This window comes from Methanobacterium petrolearium (genome assembly GCF_017873625.1).
In the GTDB taxonomy this organism is placed as follows: domain Archaea; phylum Methanobacteriota; class Methanobacteria; order Methanobacteriales; family Methanobacteriaceae; genus Methanobacterium; species Methanobacterium petrolearium.
The window spans coordinates 204,868-222,368 of record NZ_JAGGKL010000005.1 but is presented as its reverse complement, the minus strand read 5'-3'; the positions used below and the strand labels follow the sequence as shown (position 1 = coordinate 222,368).

Here is a 17,501-nt window from a genome sequence, read left to right as displayed (position 1 = left end):
CAAGACGTTTGGCGATCTTTCTATAAGACATTCTACCATCTTCGTTAAACAAACTAATGATTTTACGATCTATATCATCAATTTCCACTGTATCTGTCTTTTTTTCATTTTCGTTCATCTTGATCACCAATTATATAAACATTGTTTAGATTTTATGGATATGATTACCGATTTATTATGTATTATTACAAAATTGTTGCAAATAATTTAAATACTAGTTTGTAAAAGTTACTATGAGGTGATCAAATGGGTTTGCCCACTATTAAATACAGAAATATAGATCTAAAAAATGAACAGGGGGTGAAAATAATAAAAAATCAAACAACTCGCTTATTTCTAGTAGCACTTAGCTTAGTATTTGTATTTACACTTTGCAGTGCAGTTTCTGCAGCAGAAGATCCCACATTGAATACTACCATCGGTTCTTGGGAAACGTCAGGATTGGACAGTAACAATGTAAATGTAGGTCCCAATCAAACTTTAGTACAAGTAAGGGTTGAAAACAACGACACTACTGATGCTCATGACGTTAATGTTACTTTCACATGGGATAACACACCTTCACCTAACTACATTAATTTAGCTCAAGGTGAATCAACTGTTAAAAATCTGGGAATCATAACTCCTGGAGAAGTTAAATATGCTTTTTTCCTAATGGAAATAACACGTGCTGATGGTATTTATCCTGCAGGGGCGTATTATCAGAACAGAACATTCACCACCACTACAGCAGGCAGTAACACTCCCACCTACACCAACCCCAGTTACATATTTGGTGAACGGTTAATATCCCAAAATCGTAACAATATACTCTCAGTTACTACTTCTAACCCTAACCCATCACCTGGCGAACTATTTACAGTGACTGTGACTGGCAAAACAGCTTCAGCAAATTACCAAACAGTTAATATGCCTTTGATTAACTACGATCCTGCTTCAATACAGCCAGTTAATGTGACAACAACATACGGTGCTAATGTAACTGACCTTTTGAAAATCGATACTCCAAATACTACCAACTTCGTATCAGTATGGACCTTTATAGCCCTGGCTGAAGGGACACAAACCCTGTACTCCTACATACACGACCATAGTGGAAACAGCGATCACTACAATTCAGATTACGGGGATGAAGTAGTGGTAGTTAATGTAACCAACAGGGCGGATTTGGTTATCTTGAAGACAGTTGGTGACAGTAGTACCAATGTAGGTCAAATAATACACTATTATCTTTCAGTGACTAACAATGGCCCCAATAATGCGACAGGAGTAGTGGTACTGGATACTTTACCCAGTCAAGTTACTTTCATATCTGCAACTCCATCAGCAGGTGTTTCAGTTGTGGGTAATCTGCTGACTTGGACCATTGACAACCTGGATGTTGATGACATAGTTACTCTGGATATTCTGGTTAGAATTGACCAGGCCGGAGAATTTACCAACATCGCCAATGTAACTGGAAATGAACAAGACCCCAACCTCTCCAATAACCATGATTCTGTAACAGTGAATGCACAACAACCCACCGCAGACTTAGGAATATCCAAAACAGTTGATAAATTAGTTCCTCACCTGGGGGATACTGTCACCTTCCATATTGTGGTGACCAATGATGGTCATGATGAAGCCACAGATGTGGTGGTTAGTGACATTTTCCCGGCTGGCTTAATTGGAATAAACATCGGCACTCCCAGTCAGGGTACTTTTACATTCATAGGTGGAATTTTAACCTGGAATGTAGGTAATCTTGCACCGGAAGCATCAGCCAACTTGGAAATAACTTCTGTGGTGAACCAAACCGGTACTATAATCAACACTGCCAATGTAACCGCAACCACCTTTGACCCTTATCCAGATAACAACAACTCCACGGTGACTGTTAATGGTCAACCAGTTGCTGATCTGGGAATTATCAAAGAAGTTAACAACAACAACCCTACCCAGGGACAATCTGTGAGTTTCACTTTAGCAGTTTATAACAACGGACCCAGCACTGCAAACAACATCAAAGTAACTGATCTTTGGCCCATAGGCCTTGGAACTCCCATCGAAGACAGTATTTCAGCAGGTACCTGGTCTTTCACACCACTCATTGGAGATCCTCTTTACTCAGGAATCCTATATTGGAACGTAACATCTCTAACCAGTGGAAGTTCTGCTCAACTGGTAATCAATGCCACTGCAGATCAATTGGGACAGCTAAACAACACTGCCACTGTAACTGGAGATGAATATGATCCCATCATGACCAACAACCATGCTCTGGTGACTTTAAATGTTGAAGAACCTTACATACCAGTAACATCACTATCCATGCAAAAAATCGCAGATGTAACCATGCCCCCAGTGGGGGATGTGGTAACTTTCACCATCCACATAACTAACAACGGACCGGACACTGCATACAACGTGGTTGTAGACGATGCCATACCTGCTGGACTAATTTACATAACTGGATCAGCAACTCCATCTGTAGGTAACGTCAACTATGCAGGAGGTATTCTAAGTTGGTTTGGATTTGATCTGTTAGATGAACAAACAGAATACTTGACATTTCAGGTAAACACCACCACCCAGACAGGTTTCATAACTAACCTCGCCAATGCCACAGCCTATGCTAATATCACTGATCCCAACACCAAAACAGAAGCTTCAACTGGTGAAACTATTGAAGTTCTTCCGGTGGCAGATATTGGTGTGGAAAAAACTGGTACTCCTACCACCCAGAACTATGGACAGGAAGTCACCTATCATATCAGTGTAACCAACTATGGTCCTAACGATGCAACTGGAGTGCATGTTGTTGATCTGTTACCGGATCAAACTTCACTTCTCTTTGTTCGTGTGGCTAACATTTCACAGGGTACTTATGATTCTCTAAGTGGAATATGGCAGGTTGGTGACCTGGCTAATGGAACTTCAGCAACCATAGATCTAGTATTCAAAGTAAACAGAACCAACACTACTTTAAACAACACTGCCACTAAGACATATGCTAATGAATTAGATCATAACACCAGCAACGACTCTTCAGAAGCTAGTGTGGAGGTACCTCCAGCAGCAGATCTATCCATCACCAAAGCCGTGAGTAATCCTCAGCCCTACGTGCATGAAACAATAACCTACAAATTAATTGTCCAGAATCACGGGCCAGATGATGCTACCGCTGTTTATGTGGTGGACCAGTTACCAGCAAGTGTTAACTACGTCAGTTCAAGTGCTAATTATGGTTCTTACAACCATAATACAGGTATTTGGACCATAGGTGATCTACCTAGTGGTGCAGTGGCTCAACTGAATATTGTAGTGACTGTTGAAAAAGTTGGACCTATTGAAAACCATGCCCACGTATATTCCAACACTTATGATCCGATCATAAACAATCAAGATGCCTATGCAACAGTAACTGTTCATTCTACAGAAGAACAAGTTGAAGTTTCTGCAAAAACTATAGGCATGCAAAAAACTGGTGTTCCATTCGGAATTTTGGTTTTAGCCTTGTTGATGATCCTATCTGGTTGTGTGATCAATAACAAAAGGTAAACTTTAAAAAAATTGTACTCGGGGAACTTATTCTTTTTAATTCCCCATATTAATCCTTTTTTATAAAAATTTCAGTTAATTTAATTTTAAAACCACATTTCCACCAAGCTCAGCCGGGATATCCCGGGCAATTGGTTGACATTTAACATTTAAAAGACAGAAAACTGGTTTATCACCCAGGCCCATCTCAGTCAAACCTTCATAGTTGCCCAAACCCTTGGCTATAACCAGATCAGCCATTTCAAATTCCTGTTTGAAATCATCGGAAAGATCATGGTATATTACACCTATAGAGTCCGTGCCAGTGGTTATTAGCCGGGCCACTTCATCGAGACCTACATCCAATGCTTCTTTCATACAAGCATCGTTGAGAATTGGATCTTTTTTAAGAGCTACCGTGACTTCAACATTATATTCCTGAAGTTTTTTGAGGAGTAACTTGTCAAATACTATTTCACCCACATTATCCGCAAGATAAAGAACTGTCTTGGCTTTTTTGAGATCTTCTTCCAGTTGGGATGTGTGATCAATGGCCAGATCCTTTTCTACCGTAGACATTACCCTACCTTCAATATCTGATTTCAACCCTAATGCCCCGAAATCCAAAACATTCCCGGCTATAGCAACTTTAAGATAGTTTTTTAGTGATTTATCGTTGTCCAGTAACTTTTCCACTTGGGGCAGGAATTGGAGAGCGATTTCATCAGATTTTATCCGTAAATCATGGTATGGATCAGGATTTCCCGTCTCTTTTTTGATGGTACGATGTATCTTGGTACCTATCTGATTGGACACAGCTCCTTTTCGGAATTCGCTGCATAATATTTGGTTTATTTTTTCTGTAACTTGCATTTTAAGATCTTCATCATCTGTTGCCAGATCCAGGGCTTCTCTTGACTGGCGCAGGAAACAAGATGCGCATTCATAGTGAACTTTCAATTTATCACCTTATTATTGATAGTGTCATAGTTCATTAGATTTAGTTTAATTGACTTAAAATTAATTGATTACTCTAATTTGATTCTATGGTATTTATTATAAAGTACTGACCGGGGCTGGTGAAAGGCAGAGAATTAAAATTACCAACATCAATACTGCTATTATCTTTCTATTCCGGTTTAGAAGGACAACATTATCTAGAGCACCGGGATGGCTCTTCCCCATAAAGAAAATGAAAACCATCAGCGCGGCCATCAAATACCATCCCAATATAGTGGTTATCATTATTCCAAGGACTGAGATAAATTTGTGTATATTTTGCCCGAAAAGAGACCGTGATATGTGCCCACCATCTAGGAAAGCGACAGGCATCAAATTAAGCATGGTGACCAGCATCCCTGCCCATCCTGCGAAAACTATAGGGTGAGCAACTATATCCTTATCAAATGTGTAGTTTGGAATTACAATTTGACTGATTATTTTTATAATTAGGGGATCTGGAAACATCACATCCACATTTTGAGTGGTTAACACAGTTGAATAATATAATCCTATGAAAAGCACCGGGATGGCCACTAGAAATCCGGCTAAAGGACCACTATATCCCAGGTCAAATAATGCATTTCGATTGGGAATTGGAGATTTGATATTAATTAGAGCCCCAAATGTTCCAAGAAATGTAGGTGCAGGTATAAAATAAGGTAAGGTAGCATGAACACCATGTTTACGCGCTGCAAAATAGTGGGCTAATTCATGAGCACCAAGTATCACCAATAATGCAACTGCAAATTCCAGAGCTTCCCAAATATTTCCAGAAGCAATATAAAAATATCCTGCAAATACAGTGGTGCAAATAGTAACCAGAAGAAGAATAACATTAAAATGAATTTTAGATTTGCCTTTTTCCTGTTTTTTACCTATATTAATTTTGTAATGATTACCATCCTGATTTATGTAAGGAACAAAGCCATGTTCTCCGAGTTCTCTTATCAATGCTTGAAAACTTTGGGGATTATAATCTCCTACAATAAAATAAGATTCTTTACCATCTTCACCATTAAAAAATCCGATTAATGGAAAATGGTGCGAAATTGATTGTTCAATCAGGTGAAAATCATCCACAGATACACTTCCAGATTGATTATCCGCCATAAATTACTTTTATTACTTCAATAATGTCGCCATCTTCGATGATCTCTTCTTCCATGATGATGGACTGATTTTTCTTTACCACAACTGTTTCTACAGGTATTTCCATCATCTGAAGTAAATTTTTAATTGTTTTTCCTTCCTCAACATCCAGTTTTTTTTCATCTTCCCCGATGATAACTTTTATTTCCATGATGTTCAAATCCTCAAGCATTTAATCTCAAGTCATTAATCACTTGGTCATTCTTGATTTTTTTTATAAATTTTGATTTATTATTCGAAAAATATTCAAACCACATTTTTTACCATTATTTTATAGAATGTTGTTTATTGAATGTTGTTATGTGGATTATGTGGTTAACATTGATATTCTTTAATTACTCCTTTGTAATTTATTGCAGTTTCTACAATGGGGCCTTTAACCACGAAAACACAAGCTTTGTTACTTCCCCTAATAGAAAGTAATTTATCACCTTCTTTGATATTAAAGCAATTTAATGTTTCTAACGGTAATTTAAGAATTCCGTGTTTATTTATATTAACCCAACAATAGTGTCTGCCTTTCCATTTAACAGGTCTTCCTTCCGGTAATGAATAATTCTTGAATTCAGGGTGATCCAATAGTAAACCTTTCATAATGGATTGTTCTATTAATTTTTGTCTAGATACAGCAAATCCACCGGAAGTTTTACTTCCCGATAATAAAATTAATTTATCTTCTCCATGTAAACCATATTCCCTAATTACATCATCCGGTATTTGTACACAGCCTTCTTTTCCAATTTTAGACCATCCGAAAACAAATTTTCCCCCTTTAACAAGTTGTGGCATGACTAATCCTTCCCTGTTCCCATATTCCCTCTTATAAGTTCTGTAGTATAATTAAGCTTCATCTTAATTCCTACATATGACTCTGACTTCCCTATTCTGCAAGTCATCAATTTTTTTTCTATAAATGAATTATTATGATTATATGTTGATTCAATTTTTTTAAGCCAATAATAATTTAAAAAATGTGACTATTTGAATTTATAACTCTATTGAAGTACTATTTAAACTAACTCCTCATCATTAATTTGTTACTCATCATCCCACAACCTGCGAAAACTGCAGGCCTTGCAGATTTCACCCGTGGAAGGCTCGCCACATATCCTGCAAACTCCCATAGAACCTTTTTGAGAAAATTCTTTTTTAAGTACGGGTTTGATCTTATCAAAACCCCGCAGGGTAGAGTACATTATGGTGGGATGGTCCTGGCTGATCTGTTTAATGAAAGTTCCTATTTTCGCCCGGAAAGAATCTCCAGCATATGGACATCCTGCCAGATGAACGGGTAGATCACGGGCTAAGGTATAAAGTGCAGTTTCTTTCTCAGGGATCTCTCTGAGAGGTTTAATTTTAGGGGTGAAACCTTCATAACCTGAATCTGAACAGGCACCAATTCGAGTTAAGTTGTGGATGTTTCCTTCCAGGTAGTTCATCAGTATGGACTGAGTTTCATCATCCAGGTTGTGTCCGGTGGCGATCTTGGTGGCATTCTCTTCTCGGGCAATTTGATTTAAGATCCATCGTCTAAACACACCACAGTAAGTGCAGGCATTTCTATCCCCTGAAGTTGCCATTATCTCATCAAGAGTATGACCAACATAGTCCTGAAAAGAAACTATCCTGTGCTCAACACCTGTTTTTTCCGCATTTTGAGCTGCTATTCTAACTCCTTCATCTCGGTAGCCACTGATTCCTTCATTAATGGTTACTGCCACTAGATCAATGATCCTTCTTTTCCGAAGACTGTTTAATATGTCTAAAACCATTACACTATCCTTACCACCGGATAGGGCAACTAGAACTTTGTCTCCTTTTTTGATAAGTTTCTGTTTGCGAATATCTTTCAGGACTTTTTCCTGAATGGATTTTATGAAACATTCCTGACAAAGCATCTGCCCCGACTGCTTCCTCTTAATGATGATCTGAGGGTTACCACATTTATGGCAAATATCCATTCACATATACTCCTTCTATTTTGTATACTTCTAATTTGCTAGATCATTCTGTTAATATAATGAGTATGAAACTGGAAGATAATTTAAACTGAATTTAATAAGATTTTTACTCTAGATCCTAGATCTGATACTCCATGAATTTATGGAAAATTGGGAAATCCTGAACATAATTTTTACCAAGTTTAAGAGCATCTTCTGCTTTTTGAAGCTCCTGACCCAGATAAGCAGCATGTTCAATCCTTGAAACCAGTTCTCTTTTTATGATTTCATCATATATTTCCTTAGCAGTCTGTCCATAAATCACCAGGGTGGGCTGCATTTTATGGTAGTGAACTGTCATGATCCTCCCGTCCACGAGGTTAATTTTAAAACTACCCGCCGGATCCCGTACGAATTTATAGTTTGCCACTCCTTCTATTGTGGGAGCGTCAATTTCCTCAAGAATTGTTTCTCCTCTGCGTTTATCTTTAAAGACCAGAAGATTGATTCCCAGATCCTTGGGTATGGAACCTCTCATTTTAGCCAGGAACATCATTTTTGACGAAACTGCCAGTTCTTTCACACTTCCTAATGTTTTACCACTTTCTTCCGGAGTGAATAGGACGCTAGCCCCGAGTTCCATGGATATCCCTGCCAGAAGAGCATTGACCCCCACTGAATCAACATCTAAAAGTTCGGTGACATTTCCAATACCAAAAAAAATGGGACATGGATCTAGTCTAGTTGCTTCTTTGAATTTTCGGCAAGCTATAATGGAATCTACCATACTTTTACTGTTAAGGGGGTCAAGTATAGGGTCTGCTATGACTTTTATTCGGTTACATTTCTTTTTCAAATCTATTAGGGATTTAACTCGTTCCTCAATAGTTTCCGGTACCCATCCTTTCTGATAATCTGTTGGTAGGATGACTGCAGGTATGTTTTCCTCGTGAAGATATGGTAGAACCTCCTGATAATTCCCGTGATCAAGACTTAAAACCATGTCAACCCCGGAATCAGCAGCAACCCTGATTTCTTCTGTTTGTAGAGTATCTATGCTCACCGGTACATCCAAGTTTTCTTTTAGAAGTTTAACCATTGGTGGTATCTTGGAAGCCATGTTTTCTCCAGCTATCATTCCAATATCCACCATATTGGCGCCGGATTTAACAAAATATTTGGCACGTTTTAGAAGTTCTTCATGACTCAGGAGGGGTGCATTAGCTATTTCAGCCAATACTCGCATGGGAAAATCTTCACCAACCGGTAGATCACCTACTAAAATGTTTCCATCTTTTTTAAGGAGTTTTTTGGTATTTTTTTTGTCCTTTTCAAAATCAGAGATATATTTTAGGGCTCTTCTTCTCTGCTCTTCTTCAATGAGTTTATCTGCAGATTTTTTTGTGGATAAATCCAGTTTATCCACCATTTCCAGAACAATGTCCAGGTCAGCAGCATCTGTGGATCCTTTATATGCTGGTATTCCTATTTCTTCTTGAATAGGACTTACATCCTTTCGAATAAGCCCCGGAGTTAGGATCATGTCCAGTGATATTAATTCATTCTCTGGTAAAGTTCGCAACTCTCTAATCATTTTGTTAGGAGTTAAAAAGGCAGCTATGGGTGTTTTAACCATATGAACCTGGACATCATGGGCGGATTTTAATGATGCATCCTTAACAAGACCGCTTGCAAGTTCACCGGTTATTATCAGTATTTTCATTGGAATATTCCCAAGCATTTTTTAGAAATGATTTTCTATATTTTCATAGTGCTTAAAAAGTATATAAAGATAAAAAAATTTCCCCATGATTTTAAAAAAAAGAAACTTGTTTTTTTAGAATTTTTTTGGGGAAAGTGTGGTGCAGATAATTAAAAAAAATAGATGGAAAAAATGATAAATTCAAAAGGAGTATACTAACTCATTAAAAATATTTAAGACCCTAATTTAAAAAACAAAAGAATTTAATCCAATATTTTTATAAAAAAAAGATAATTTAAACTAATAGAACATTTAAACTGCGTTTGATGTCTAACTTCACTTCATAATAATACCCACCAACATGTATATATATGTATATTTATAATGATTAACTATGAGGAATGGAGGTAAATAGATGATCGAGATTCGCTTTCATGGACGCGGCGGTCAAGGAGCAGTAACTGCCGCAGAGATACTGGCAAAAGCAGCATTTGAAGACGGTAAATACTGTCAAGCGTTCCCATTTTTTGGTGCCGAGCGAAAAGGTGCACCAGTCATGGCTTTTACCAGAATCAATGACAAACCAATAAGAAGAAGATATCAAGTTTATAACCCCGATCACGTTCTTGTATTAGATGAAACTCTACTTGAGGCTGTAGATGTATTATCTGGCCTTAAAAAAGGAGGTAAAGTAATCATTAATACGAAAGAAGATTTAAAATTAGGTGATACTGAAGTATACACCATTGATGCCACTGGAATTGCTTTAAACGTGCTGGGAGTCCCTATTGTAAACACGGTGATGTTAGGATCCTTTGCCAAAGTAATTGGTGGGGTTTCCTTAGATTCAATTATAAAAATAATCAAAGAAACATTCCCAGGTAAAGTTGGGGAGAAAAACGCTGAAGCAGCTAAAATCGCCTTCGAAAAGGTGAAATAACAATCAAAAGGTGATCTAATGGTAAACATTGGAGCGTGTGTTAAAGAACCAGGTAGCACCCGAAATAACAAAACTGGAAGCTGGAGAACCTTTAAACCCATTCTCGATAAGGAAAAATGTATTGATTGTGAGAATTGTGTTCTTTTCTGTCCTGAAGGGTGCATAAACAAAGATTATGATATAGATTACGATTACTGTAAAGGCTGTGGCATATGTGCAGAAGAATGCCCAGTTAAAGCTATAAAAATGGAGAGAGGATAAAATGGTTAAAAAAGTTTTCACTGCAAACCGATCCGTTGCAGAAGCTGTTAAACTAGCTAAACCAGAAGTAGTTCCTGTTTATCCCATAACCCCTCAAACCACAATATCTGAATATTTAGCCCAGTTCGTGGCAGATGGTGACCTGAAAGCCGAGTATATTCGAGTAGAATCAGAACATAGTGCTATCAGTGCTGCTTTAGGTGCTTCTGGAGCAGGAGTGCGAGTTTTCAGTGCGACTTCTTCTCAGGGTTTGGCCCTGATGCACGAAATCCTCTTTGCAGCAGCAGGTATGAGGAGTCCCATTGTTCTGGTGGATGCTAACCGAGCATTATCTGCACCACTAAGTATATGGAACGACCAACAGGACACCATATCTGAACGTGACTCAGGATGGCTACAAATTTACGCAGAAAATGCCCAGGAGGCATTGGACGCGGTGTTAATAGCTTACCGGGTAGCAGAAGACCGTGAAGTGCTCTTACCATGCATGGTCTGTATTGATGGATACTTCCTAACCCACACTGTGGAACCTCTGGATGTACCAAGTCAAGAAGAGGTAGATAGGTTCTTACCTCCTTACAAACCATATGCCTTCCTTGACCCTGAAACCCCCATGTCCATAGGTACTTTCACTGACCCTGAATATTACATGGAAGCACGTTATGCAATAGAAGAGGCCATGGAACGGTCAAAAAAAGTCATAACCAAGGCAAATAAAGAGTTTGCAGAAGTATTCGGTAGAAAATATGATTTTGTTGAACCATACCAGTGCGATGATGCAGAAACAATCATAGTAGCCATGGGATCTGTTTGTGGCACTATAAAGGATGTTATAGATAATCTTAGAGATGAAGGAGAGAAAGTGGGCCTATTAAAAATCAGGGTGTTTCGCCCATTCCCTACTGAAGAGTTGAAAGAAATCCTGGAAAAAGCATCCAAAGTGGCGGTCCTAGATAAAAATATCTCATTTGGGATGGGAGGAGTGCTTTACAATAACATTAAAGCAAAAACCAATGCCAACGCCTATGGATTCATAGCAGGATTAGGTGGAAGAGACATAACACCAGAATACATCAGAGAAATGGTTGCAAAAACTAAAAATCCCACCCATGATGTTGAATGGATAGGACTCAAAAAGGAGGAAGTCTAAATGGAAATCAGTGAACAAGAATTCCTGGCCCCTGGACATCGAGGATGTGCAGGTTGCGGAGCCACCGTGGGAGTTAGGTTAGCTCTGAAGGCACTGGGAAAAAACACTGTGGCTGTTTCTGCCACCGGGTGTTTGGAGGTTATAACCACCCCCTACCCAGAAACTGCCTGGGACATCCCCTGGATACATGTAGCCTTTGAAAACGCTGCAGCAGTAGCATCTGGAGTTGAAAGAGCTCTCAAAAGTCAGGGAAAAGACGCACAAGTAGTTGCATTCGGTGGAGATGGTGGAACTGCTGATATTGGACTGCAAGCCCTATCTGGAGCCATGGAAAGAGGACATAACATTATTTACATCTGTTACGATAACGAGGCTTACATGAACACTGGTGTGCAGAGAAGTGGAGCCACACCTTACGGTGCCTCAACTACCACCAGCCCTGCAGGTAAAGAGAGTTTCGGAGAGGACAAACCAAAAAAGAATATCCCCATGATCATGGCTGCCCACGGAGTGCCCTATGTGGCAACTGCCAGTATATCTTACCCTGAAGACTTCATGAAAAAAGTTCAAAAAGCCAGGGCAACTGATGGACCCGCCTATATTCACCTTCACCAGCCATGTACCACTGGTTGGGGTTACGACCCATCAAAAACCATTGAAATGGGACGTCTGGCTGTTGAAACTGGTTCATGGATACTTTATGAGATCGAAGATGGAGACTTCCGTGTTACTTACCGTCCCCTGCAGCGCAAAGCAGTGGATGAATATTTAATGACCCAAAAACGTTTCAAACACCTCACTGAGGAGGAACGAGACCGTATCCAGAAAAATGTGGATGCACTCTGCACCGAACTTAAAATATAGGAGGCTTAGCCTTGGAGAAGATAATAATCCAGCCAGATCTCTGTGATGGGTGCCTGGACTGCCAGGAAGCATGCGCCAAGCTCCATGGAGCTTCAGGGATTTTGGTAAGGGAAGTGGAAGGATCATTTTATCCCATCATCTGCCAACAGTGTGAAGACGCACCCTGTGAGCTGATCTGCCCTACTGATGCAATCAGCAAGGAAGGTATTGATAAAGATAAGTGTATTGGCTGTGGATTATGCATGATGGTCTGTCCCTTTGGTGCAGTGGTGATTCACGAGCGAAAAGCTCAAAAATGTAATCAATGCCCAGATCTTGGTACACCTGCCTGTATAAAAGCCTGTTCCAAACGAGCTATAACCAAAGTGGACACTGATAAATTGCAAGCAGAAAAACAACGCAAACATATTGAAAAAATCACTGGCATCGGCAAAAAGAAACGAAAAAGTTCAGAACTTATCAACGTGATGACCGCCAACACTAGGGCCAAAAAAGCCCTGGATAAGGAGGCATAATTATGAAGGAACTGGTTTCGCGACCGGAACTCTGTGATGAGTGCGGTAAATGTGAACGTATATGTCCCAAAAACGCTATCAGAGTCATCAACGGAGTTCCAGTGTTTTGTCTGCACTGTGCCGAAGACCGTGCCCCATGTATGACTGTCTGTCCTGAAGGAGCCATTGAGAAAGTCGAAGGCGCAGTAATCATTCATGAAGAAGATTGTATTGGCTGTGGACTCTGCAGAGATGCCTGTCCTATTGGAGCCATTCAACTAGATGAGTGTGGGATAGCCCGTAAATGCGATCTCTGCATTGACCGTGACGAACCACTCTGTGTTTCTGTGTGTCCTAAAGAAGCTCTTAAAATGAGTTCAGAGGATATATTAACTGATAAACGGGACCGTATAGCCAAAGAACTGGAAAAAGTCAAGATGATCATGAAATACTGATTGATCATCACTTATTTTTTATTCCGATATTTATTTGAGTTTATAGCCTAATTCCATTTGTTCCTAGTATCTTCCCTTATTAAATTTTGAATATCCCAAATAGAATATTGATTGTGTTAATTCTTTTAATAATTAAATCCGTTTCATATAATTAAGTTCTTTAAATTGAATTTCAAAACGTGTCCCATTAACAATTTTAACCTTAATTTTTCCTTCTAACTGTGTTGTTAGAGCATCGATAAGCTTCATGCCCATGGTTTTTGGATTATGAATATCAAAATCTTCAGGTAATCCAATTCCATCATCTTCAACAATCAAAGTAAACTCATCTTGGCAAGTAGGTTCATCTTCAGATGTAGATGAAAACAGCTCAACCTTTATTGTTCCTTTTTCACCAGGTTTAAAAGCATGTTTTATGGAATTACTTACCAATTCATTTATCAAAAGACCTAATGGTACTGCGGTGTCAATATTTAACATGACCTGTTCTGCCTTTATTTTCAGCCTTATTAAGTTGATGTCCACATTATGAGATGCAAATAGTCCTGCAGTCAATCTTTGGATATATTCCCCTATATTGATATGGATCATGTCCTGTGAATGATAAAGACCATCATGAACCATTGCCATGGACCTGATTCTGTTTTGACTCTCCAGTAAAACACCCTTCAAATCATTATTACTAGTATGCCTAGCCTTCATGTTCAGCAAACTTATCATGATCTGCATGTTATTTTTAACTCTATGATGAATTTCCCTGAGAAGTGCATCTTTTTCTTTCAAAGATTTTTTTAGCAGAGTGATATCCATTAAAGAAGCTAAAAGCTGTTTAGTGCCTGGAATGGTTGTTACTGTAAGATGAACATCTTTGAATTTTCCTTCATTATCTAAAAAACGAGCTTCGTAATTTCGTGGAACTAAATCAGGTTTTGTTTTTCTCATCTTATTGAATTTTCGCATTTTTTCAATATCTTCTGGAAAGAAATCTTCCCAACTTTTTATATCCTCCACTTCTGCCTTTTTAAAGCCAGATAAATTCTCAAATTCTGAATTGATCAATGATAAAGTCCCATCCTCTTCAATTATGATCATAGCCGTGCCGGTGTTATAAAAAATATTTCTGTACTTCATCCTACTTTGCTGAATTTCGTTCCAAGAACGTTGCAAAGAGATTAATAAACTGTTAATGGAAATAGAAAGCTTAGAAATTTCGTCATGTGTACCGTTTGTTGGTAAACGCTGGGATAGATCATTGGTTTTAGTTATTTCCTGTACCTGGTTACTGAGTTTATTCACTCTAAATAGAACAATTCGATCCAGGTAGATGAGTATTACGAAACCTAAAACTAGTCCAATAACTAAAAAGGAGATGATTGAATAGATCAAAGTTTCCTGACCTTTATTTTCAACATAAAGATTTTCTGACATTTTGACCTGAAAAATAGCACGCCCTTGGCTGTTTCTCAGTAACGAAAATCCATTTATAGTATCATTTTCCGTTCTTTTTATGATTATAGGAGAACTGTATGAAAAACCACGATTTACATCATGAAAAGTGGGAACTGCATCACCAGTTATGAATGGAGTTATTTCCAAAGATAACCCTGGAATTTTAGTTAACTGGCTATCTTCAGGGAACTCTAAAGAGCGTCCTAAAATTAAATAACTGCCTTGTGATCCTGAAATGGGGTTTGATGAAACAAGATATGTGCCTGATGAAAGTAAAAGAATCCCTTTACAACTATTGTTATTGATGTCTGAATCAGGATTATCTGAATATGGAAACGAGTTATTTTTGGCTAAATAACTTTTTAGATCGTCAGATAGATTCCCATTTTGACTATTGAAGGCATCATAATATATCACGCCGTCTGACGAGGATGAGATTATTACGAAATCAATACCAGTGCTATTAAAGATATATTTGGTTTCTGGATTTAAGGCATAACTTTCTTCATCATACAATGATGATTCACCCATAGCTGCCCAATGTTTACTAAGTGTATTTAACTCATCCAAATCTTTGAATAGTAGATCATTTATGCTTTCAAGATCTTTTTGAGTACTTTCATCCTGTATTTCAGAAAGACTTCCCATTAAAAGACTTTGAGATATAACATAAAGCGCTAACACAAGTAATACCAGTGATATCGCAATGGTAATCAAAGTACGTCTACGCAAATTCAATGATTTCACCACAAATTATGCAATTATGCACATTACCCAATTATTAATTTTTATCATTCCTCAACAAATTTCATATTCGTCATGGATTTTTGTAAGCTGAATTATGAATCATCACTCTATTATATTTTTTGCTATTTGCACAATTTAATTCTCAAAGTAGGAACATAACTTAAAAAAAATAATCGAGAAACTAGAATCCCCTGACATTTATACACAATATGTGAATTATAGTTCTAAATTAGTAAACTATTTATGTGATTTTTGTCACAACCTTGTTTATGTCACTGAATATTATCAAACTCCAAGTATCCCTGGAAAGCCCACACCAAATGTGGCTTGTTTTGCTTGCCATTTGTTTGGTAAATTTCATGTTCAACTTTTACATTGGTCTGGTCAATGTTTGCTTACCCACAATAACCGAATTTTTTGGTGCCAGTGTTATGACTGCCACTTGGATATCCAACATTTACTTGCTATGTCTCACTGTATCAGTGATAATTCTGGGCAGGATAGCTGGAATGTGGAGTCGTAAGAAATTCTTCATGTTGGGAACAATAATATGGGTTTGTACCTCTTTAAGCTGTTATTTTGCCACTTCCGCCGACATGTTAATAATATTAAGAGGTATTCAAGGTTTTGCTGCTGGTTTCATGGCAGCAGTATATTATGCAATATTAGACAAAACATTCCCAAAAGAAAAACTGGGACTGGCAATGGGCTGCCTTCTGGTAGCCTTATCCGGAGGATATGCCATTGGCCCTCTGGTAGGGGGCTATATTGCAGCATATCTAGGCTGGCAAACTATATTTTTAACTGTTATACCCTTTGGTCTTCTGAGTGTCTGTGTTTACCTATTTACTGCCCAGAACCCACAGGCTGATAAAGATTTCGAATTATTGGAAAAGAAAGAAAATTACGAAAACGATCATCCTCCCCTCTCCAAACAGAAGATCTGGTCCATACTCATGGATTATAAGGGAGCTATTTTACAAGCAATTTTTCTTTTTACATTGACTTATGCACTTATATTATCCCAGCAGTTCGGATTGAGCATTAATGACATAATTTTACTGGCAATGGCCCTGATTTTCGGAGGATTATTTGTCTGGGCAGAAGCAAAACATGAAGAACCCTTATTTAAATTCACTGTGTTTCGAAGCATCACTTTCTCTGCATACATCACCGGGCTCCTCTTAAACTACATCATATTATATATGGCATTTTTTACTCTGCCTTTCTACTTCCAAAAGGTTATGGGAGTTCCAGTTAATGTATCAGGGATACTTATCAGCATTATAATGTTTACAGCCATGTTTTTATCAATTATTGCTGGTGGACTTTCTGATAGAATTGGAGTAAAACCCCTGGTAATATCCGCTAGTGTTGCCTGTATAATAGCTTCAACTCTTATTTACACCTTTCAATCCACAACCAGCATTCCTTACATAATTGTGGGACTTATAACTTTAGGATTTGGATACGGCCTTTATCAATCCCCCAACAATAAAATGATAATTTCTGTTGTACCAGAAACCTTCAAAACCCAGGTTTCAGCAATGATGACCCTAACCAAAAACCTTGGATCTGTTTTAGGTAATTGTTTTGCTGGATTGATATTAAGTACAGCCATTTCACAAACTGCATTAAGTGGGAAACTTACCCTGGTGGGAGTACAAGCCACCGAGTTCATTACCGGCTTAGAGAGAGTATTCCTTTTTGGAGTGATATGTAGTGTAATCCTGCTAATTTCAACTTTTGACCTTCAAAAGTACTTTTCCCAACCTATAAAAGCGTCCATAAAGATAAAAAATACTATCAAATCCCAATAATACCGT

16 protein-coding genes are annotated in these 17,501 nt (G+C 38.2%); 8 read left to right on the top strand and 8 right to left on the bottom strand.

Features of this window, described 5'->3' with window-relative positions; translation table 11 throughout:
• Positions 1–118: AsnC family protein (locus J2743_RS06530; RefSeq protein ID WP_209625777.1), on the bottom strand; the 118-nt coding region annotated here is incomplete at its 3' end.
• Between the two features lie 128 nt (positions 119–246).
• Between J2743_RS06530 and J2743_RS06525 the strand changes: the two genes are divergently transcribed.
• Positions 247–3,543: a DUF11 domain-containing protein gene (locus tag J2743_RS06525; protein WP_209625761.1), complete on the top strand. Its 3,297-nt coding sequence runs from the start codon at positions 247–249 to the stop codon at positions 3,541–3,543.
• A 75-nt stretch (positions 3,544–3,618) separates the two neighbouring features.
• Here J2743_RS06525 and J2743_RS06520 read toward each other — a convergent pair whose 3' ends face one another.
• From J2743_RS06520 to J2743_RS06495, 6 genes are all read right to left on the bottom strand, one after another.
• Positions 3,619–4,482: a damage-control phosphatase ARMT1 family protein gene (locus tag J2743_RS06520; RefSeq protein ID WP_209625760.1), complete on the bottom strand. Its 864-nt coding sequence runs from the start codon at positions 4,480–4,482 to the stop codon at positions 3,619–3,621.
• A gap of 96 nt (positions 4,483–4,578) precedes the next feature.
• Positions 4,579–5,634, bottom strand: coding sequence for a site-2 protease family protein (locus J2743_RS06515; RefSeq protein WP_245248105.1), 1,056 nt, complete (start codon positions 5,632–5,634; stop codon positions 4,579–4,581).
• Positions 5,624–5,824 (bottom strand): MoaD/ThiS family protein, encoded by a 201-nt coding sequence (locus tag J2743_RS06510; RefSeq protein WP_209625759.1) that lies wholly within the window; start codon positions 5,822–5,824, stop codon positions 5,624–5,626. The genes J2743_RS06515 and J2743_RS06510 overlap by 11 nt, the downstream gene beginning before the upstream one ends.
• 164 nt (positions 5,825–5,988) lie before the next feature.
• Positions 5,989–6,462 carry a hypothetical protein gene (locus J2743_RS06505; protein WP_209625758.1) on the bottom strand — a complete coding sequence of 158 codons (474 nt, stop codon included), beginning with the start codon at positions 6,460–6,462 and terminating at the stop codon, positions 5,989–5,991.
• Between the two features lie 248 nt (positions 6,463–6,710).
• Positions 6,711–7,634 carry a TIGR00269 family protein gene (locus tag J2743_RS06500; protein WP_209625757.1) on the bottom strand — a complete coding sequence of 308 codons (924 nt, stop codon included), beginning with the start codon at positions 7,632–7,634 and terminating at the stop codon, positions 6,711–6,713.
• A 118-nt stretch (positions 7,635–7,752) separates the two neighbouring features.
• Positions 7,753–9,336, bottom strand: a complete 1,584-nt coding sequence (locus tag J2743_RS06495; protein ID WP_209625756.1) for a dihydropteroate synthase-like protein — start codon at positions 9,334–9,336, stop codon at positions 7,753–7,755.
• A 394-nt stretch (positions 9,337–9,730) separates the two neighbouring features.
• Here J2743_RS06495 and porC point away from each other — a divergent pair, with 394 nt between their 5' ends.
• Genes porC through J2743_RS06465 form a run of 6 tightly spaced genes read left to right on the top strand, consistent with a single transcriptional unit; the run spans position 9,731 to position 13,479 of the window.
• On the top strand, positions 9,731–10,255 hold the full coding sequence (gene porC, locus J2743_RS06490; RefSeq protein WP_209625755.1) for a pyruvate synthase subunit PorC: 525 nt from the start codon (positions 9,731–9,733) through the stop codon (positions 10,253–10,255).
• Between the two features lie 18 nt (positions 10,256–10,273).
• A complete protein-coding gene (gene porD / locus J2743_RS06485; protein WP_209625754.1) occupies positions 10,274–10,516 on the top strand; it encodes a pyruvate synthase subunit PorD in 243 nt (80 codons plus the stop codon).
• Between the two features lies 1 nt (position 10,517).
• Positions 10,518–11,666, top strand: a complete 1,149-nt coding sequence (gene porA / locus J2743_RS06480; protein WP_209625753.1) for a pyruvate synthase subunit PorA — start codon at positions 10,518–10,520, stop codon at positions 11,664–11,666.
• Positions 11,667–12,530: a pyruvate synthase subunit PorB gene (gene porB, locus J2743_RS06475; protein WP_209625752.1), complete on the top strand. Its 864-nt coding sequence runs from the start codon at positions 11,667–11,669 to the stop codon at positions 12,528–12,530. It begins immediately after the preceding gene.
• 11 nt (positions 12,531–12,541) lie between these two features.
• On the top strand, positions 12,542–13,045 hold the full coding sequence (locus J2743_RS06470) for a 4Fe-4S dicluster domain-containing protein (protein WP_209625751.1): 504 nt from the start codon (positions 12,542–12,544) through the stop codon (positions 13,043–13,045).
• Between the two features lie 2 nt (positions 13,046–13,047).
• On the top strand, positions 13,048–13,479 hold the full coding sequence (locus J2743_RS06465; RefSeq protein ID WP_209625750.1) for a 4Fe-4S dicluster domain-containing protein: 432 nt from the start codon (positions 13,048–13,050) through the stop codon (positions 13,477–13,479).
• 132 nt (positions 13,480–13,611) lie between these two features.
• Here J2743_RS06465 and J2743_RS06460 read toward each other — a convergent pair whose 3' ends face one another.
• Entirely contained in the window at positions 13,612–15,666 is a 2,055-nt protein-coding gene (locus J2743_RS06460) for a histidine kinase dimerization/phosphoacceptor domain -containing protein (protein ID WP_209625749.1), read from the bottom strand.
• Positions 15,667–15,944: 278 nt separating this feature from the next.
• Here J2743_RS06460 and J2743_RS06455 point away from each other — a divergent pair, with 278 nt between their 5' ends.
• A complete protein-coding gene (locus J2743_RS06455; RefSeq protein ID WP_280904481.1) occupies positions 15,945–17,495 on the top strand; it encodes an MFS transporter in 1,551 nt (516 codons plus the stop codon).
• Positions 17,496–17,501 lie beyond the last annotated feature (6 nt).

What these genes read in the sequence shown, in the direction of transcription:
- porC (WP_209625755.1), top strand. Translation starts at nt 9,731, where the DNA reads ATGATCGAGATTCGCTTTCATGGACGCGGCGGTCAAGGAGCAGTAACT.
- J2743_RS06510 (WP_209625759.1), bottom strand. Translation starts at nt 5,824, where the DNA reads ATGGAAATAAAAGTTATCATCGGGGAAGATGAAAAAAAACTGGATGTT.
- J2743_RS06515 (WP_245248105.1), bottom strand. Translation starts at nt 5,634, where the DNA reads ATGGCGGATAATCAATCTGGAAGTGTATCTGTGGATGATTTTCACCTG.
- J2743_RS06505 (WP_209625758.1), bottom strand. Translation starts at nt 6,462, where the DNA reads ATGCCACAACTTGTTAAAGGGGGAAAATTTGTTTTCGGATGGTCTAAA.
- J2743_RS06525 (WP_209625761.1), top strand. Translation starts at nt 247, where the DNA reads ATGGGTTTGCCCACTATTAAATACAGAAATATAGATCTAAAAAATGAA.
- J2743_RS06495 (WP_209625756.1), bottom strand. Translation starts at nt 9,336, where the DNA reads ATGAAAATACTGATAATAACCGGTGAACTTGCAAGCGGTCTTGTTAAG.
- porA (WP_209625753.1), top strand. Translation starts at nt 10,518, where the DNA reads ATGGTTAAAAAAGTTTTCACTGCAAACCGATCCGTTGCAGAAGCTGTT.
- J2743_RS06455 (WP_280904481.1), top strand. Translation starts at nt 15,945, where the DNA reads ATGTCACTGAATATTATCAAACTCCAAGTATCCCTGGAAAGCCCACAC.
- porB (WP_209625752.1), top strand. Translation starts at nt 11,667, where the DNA reads ATGGAAATCAGTGAACAAGAATTCCTGGCCCCTGGACATCGAGGATGT.
- J2743_RS06465 (WP_209625750.1), top strand. Translation starts at nt 13,048, where the DNA reads ATGAAGGAACTGGTTTCGCGACCGGAACTCTGTGATGAGTGCGGTAAA.
- J2743_RS06500 (WP_209625757.1), bottom strand. Translation starts at nt 7,634, where the DNA reads ATGGATATTTGCCATAAATGTGGTAACCCTCAGATCATCATTAAGAGG.
- porD (WP_209625754.1), top strand. Translation starts at nt 10,274, where the DNA reads ATGGTAAACATTGGAGCGTGTGTTAAAGAACCAGGTAGCACCCGAAAT.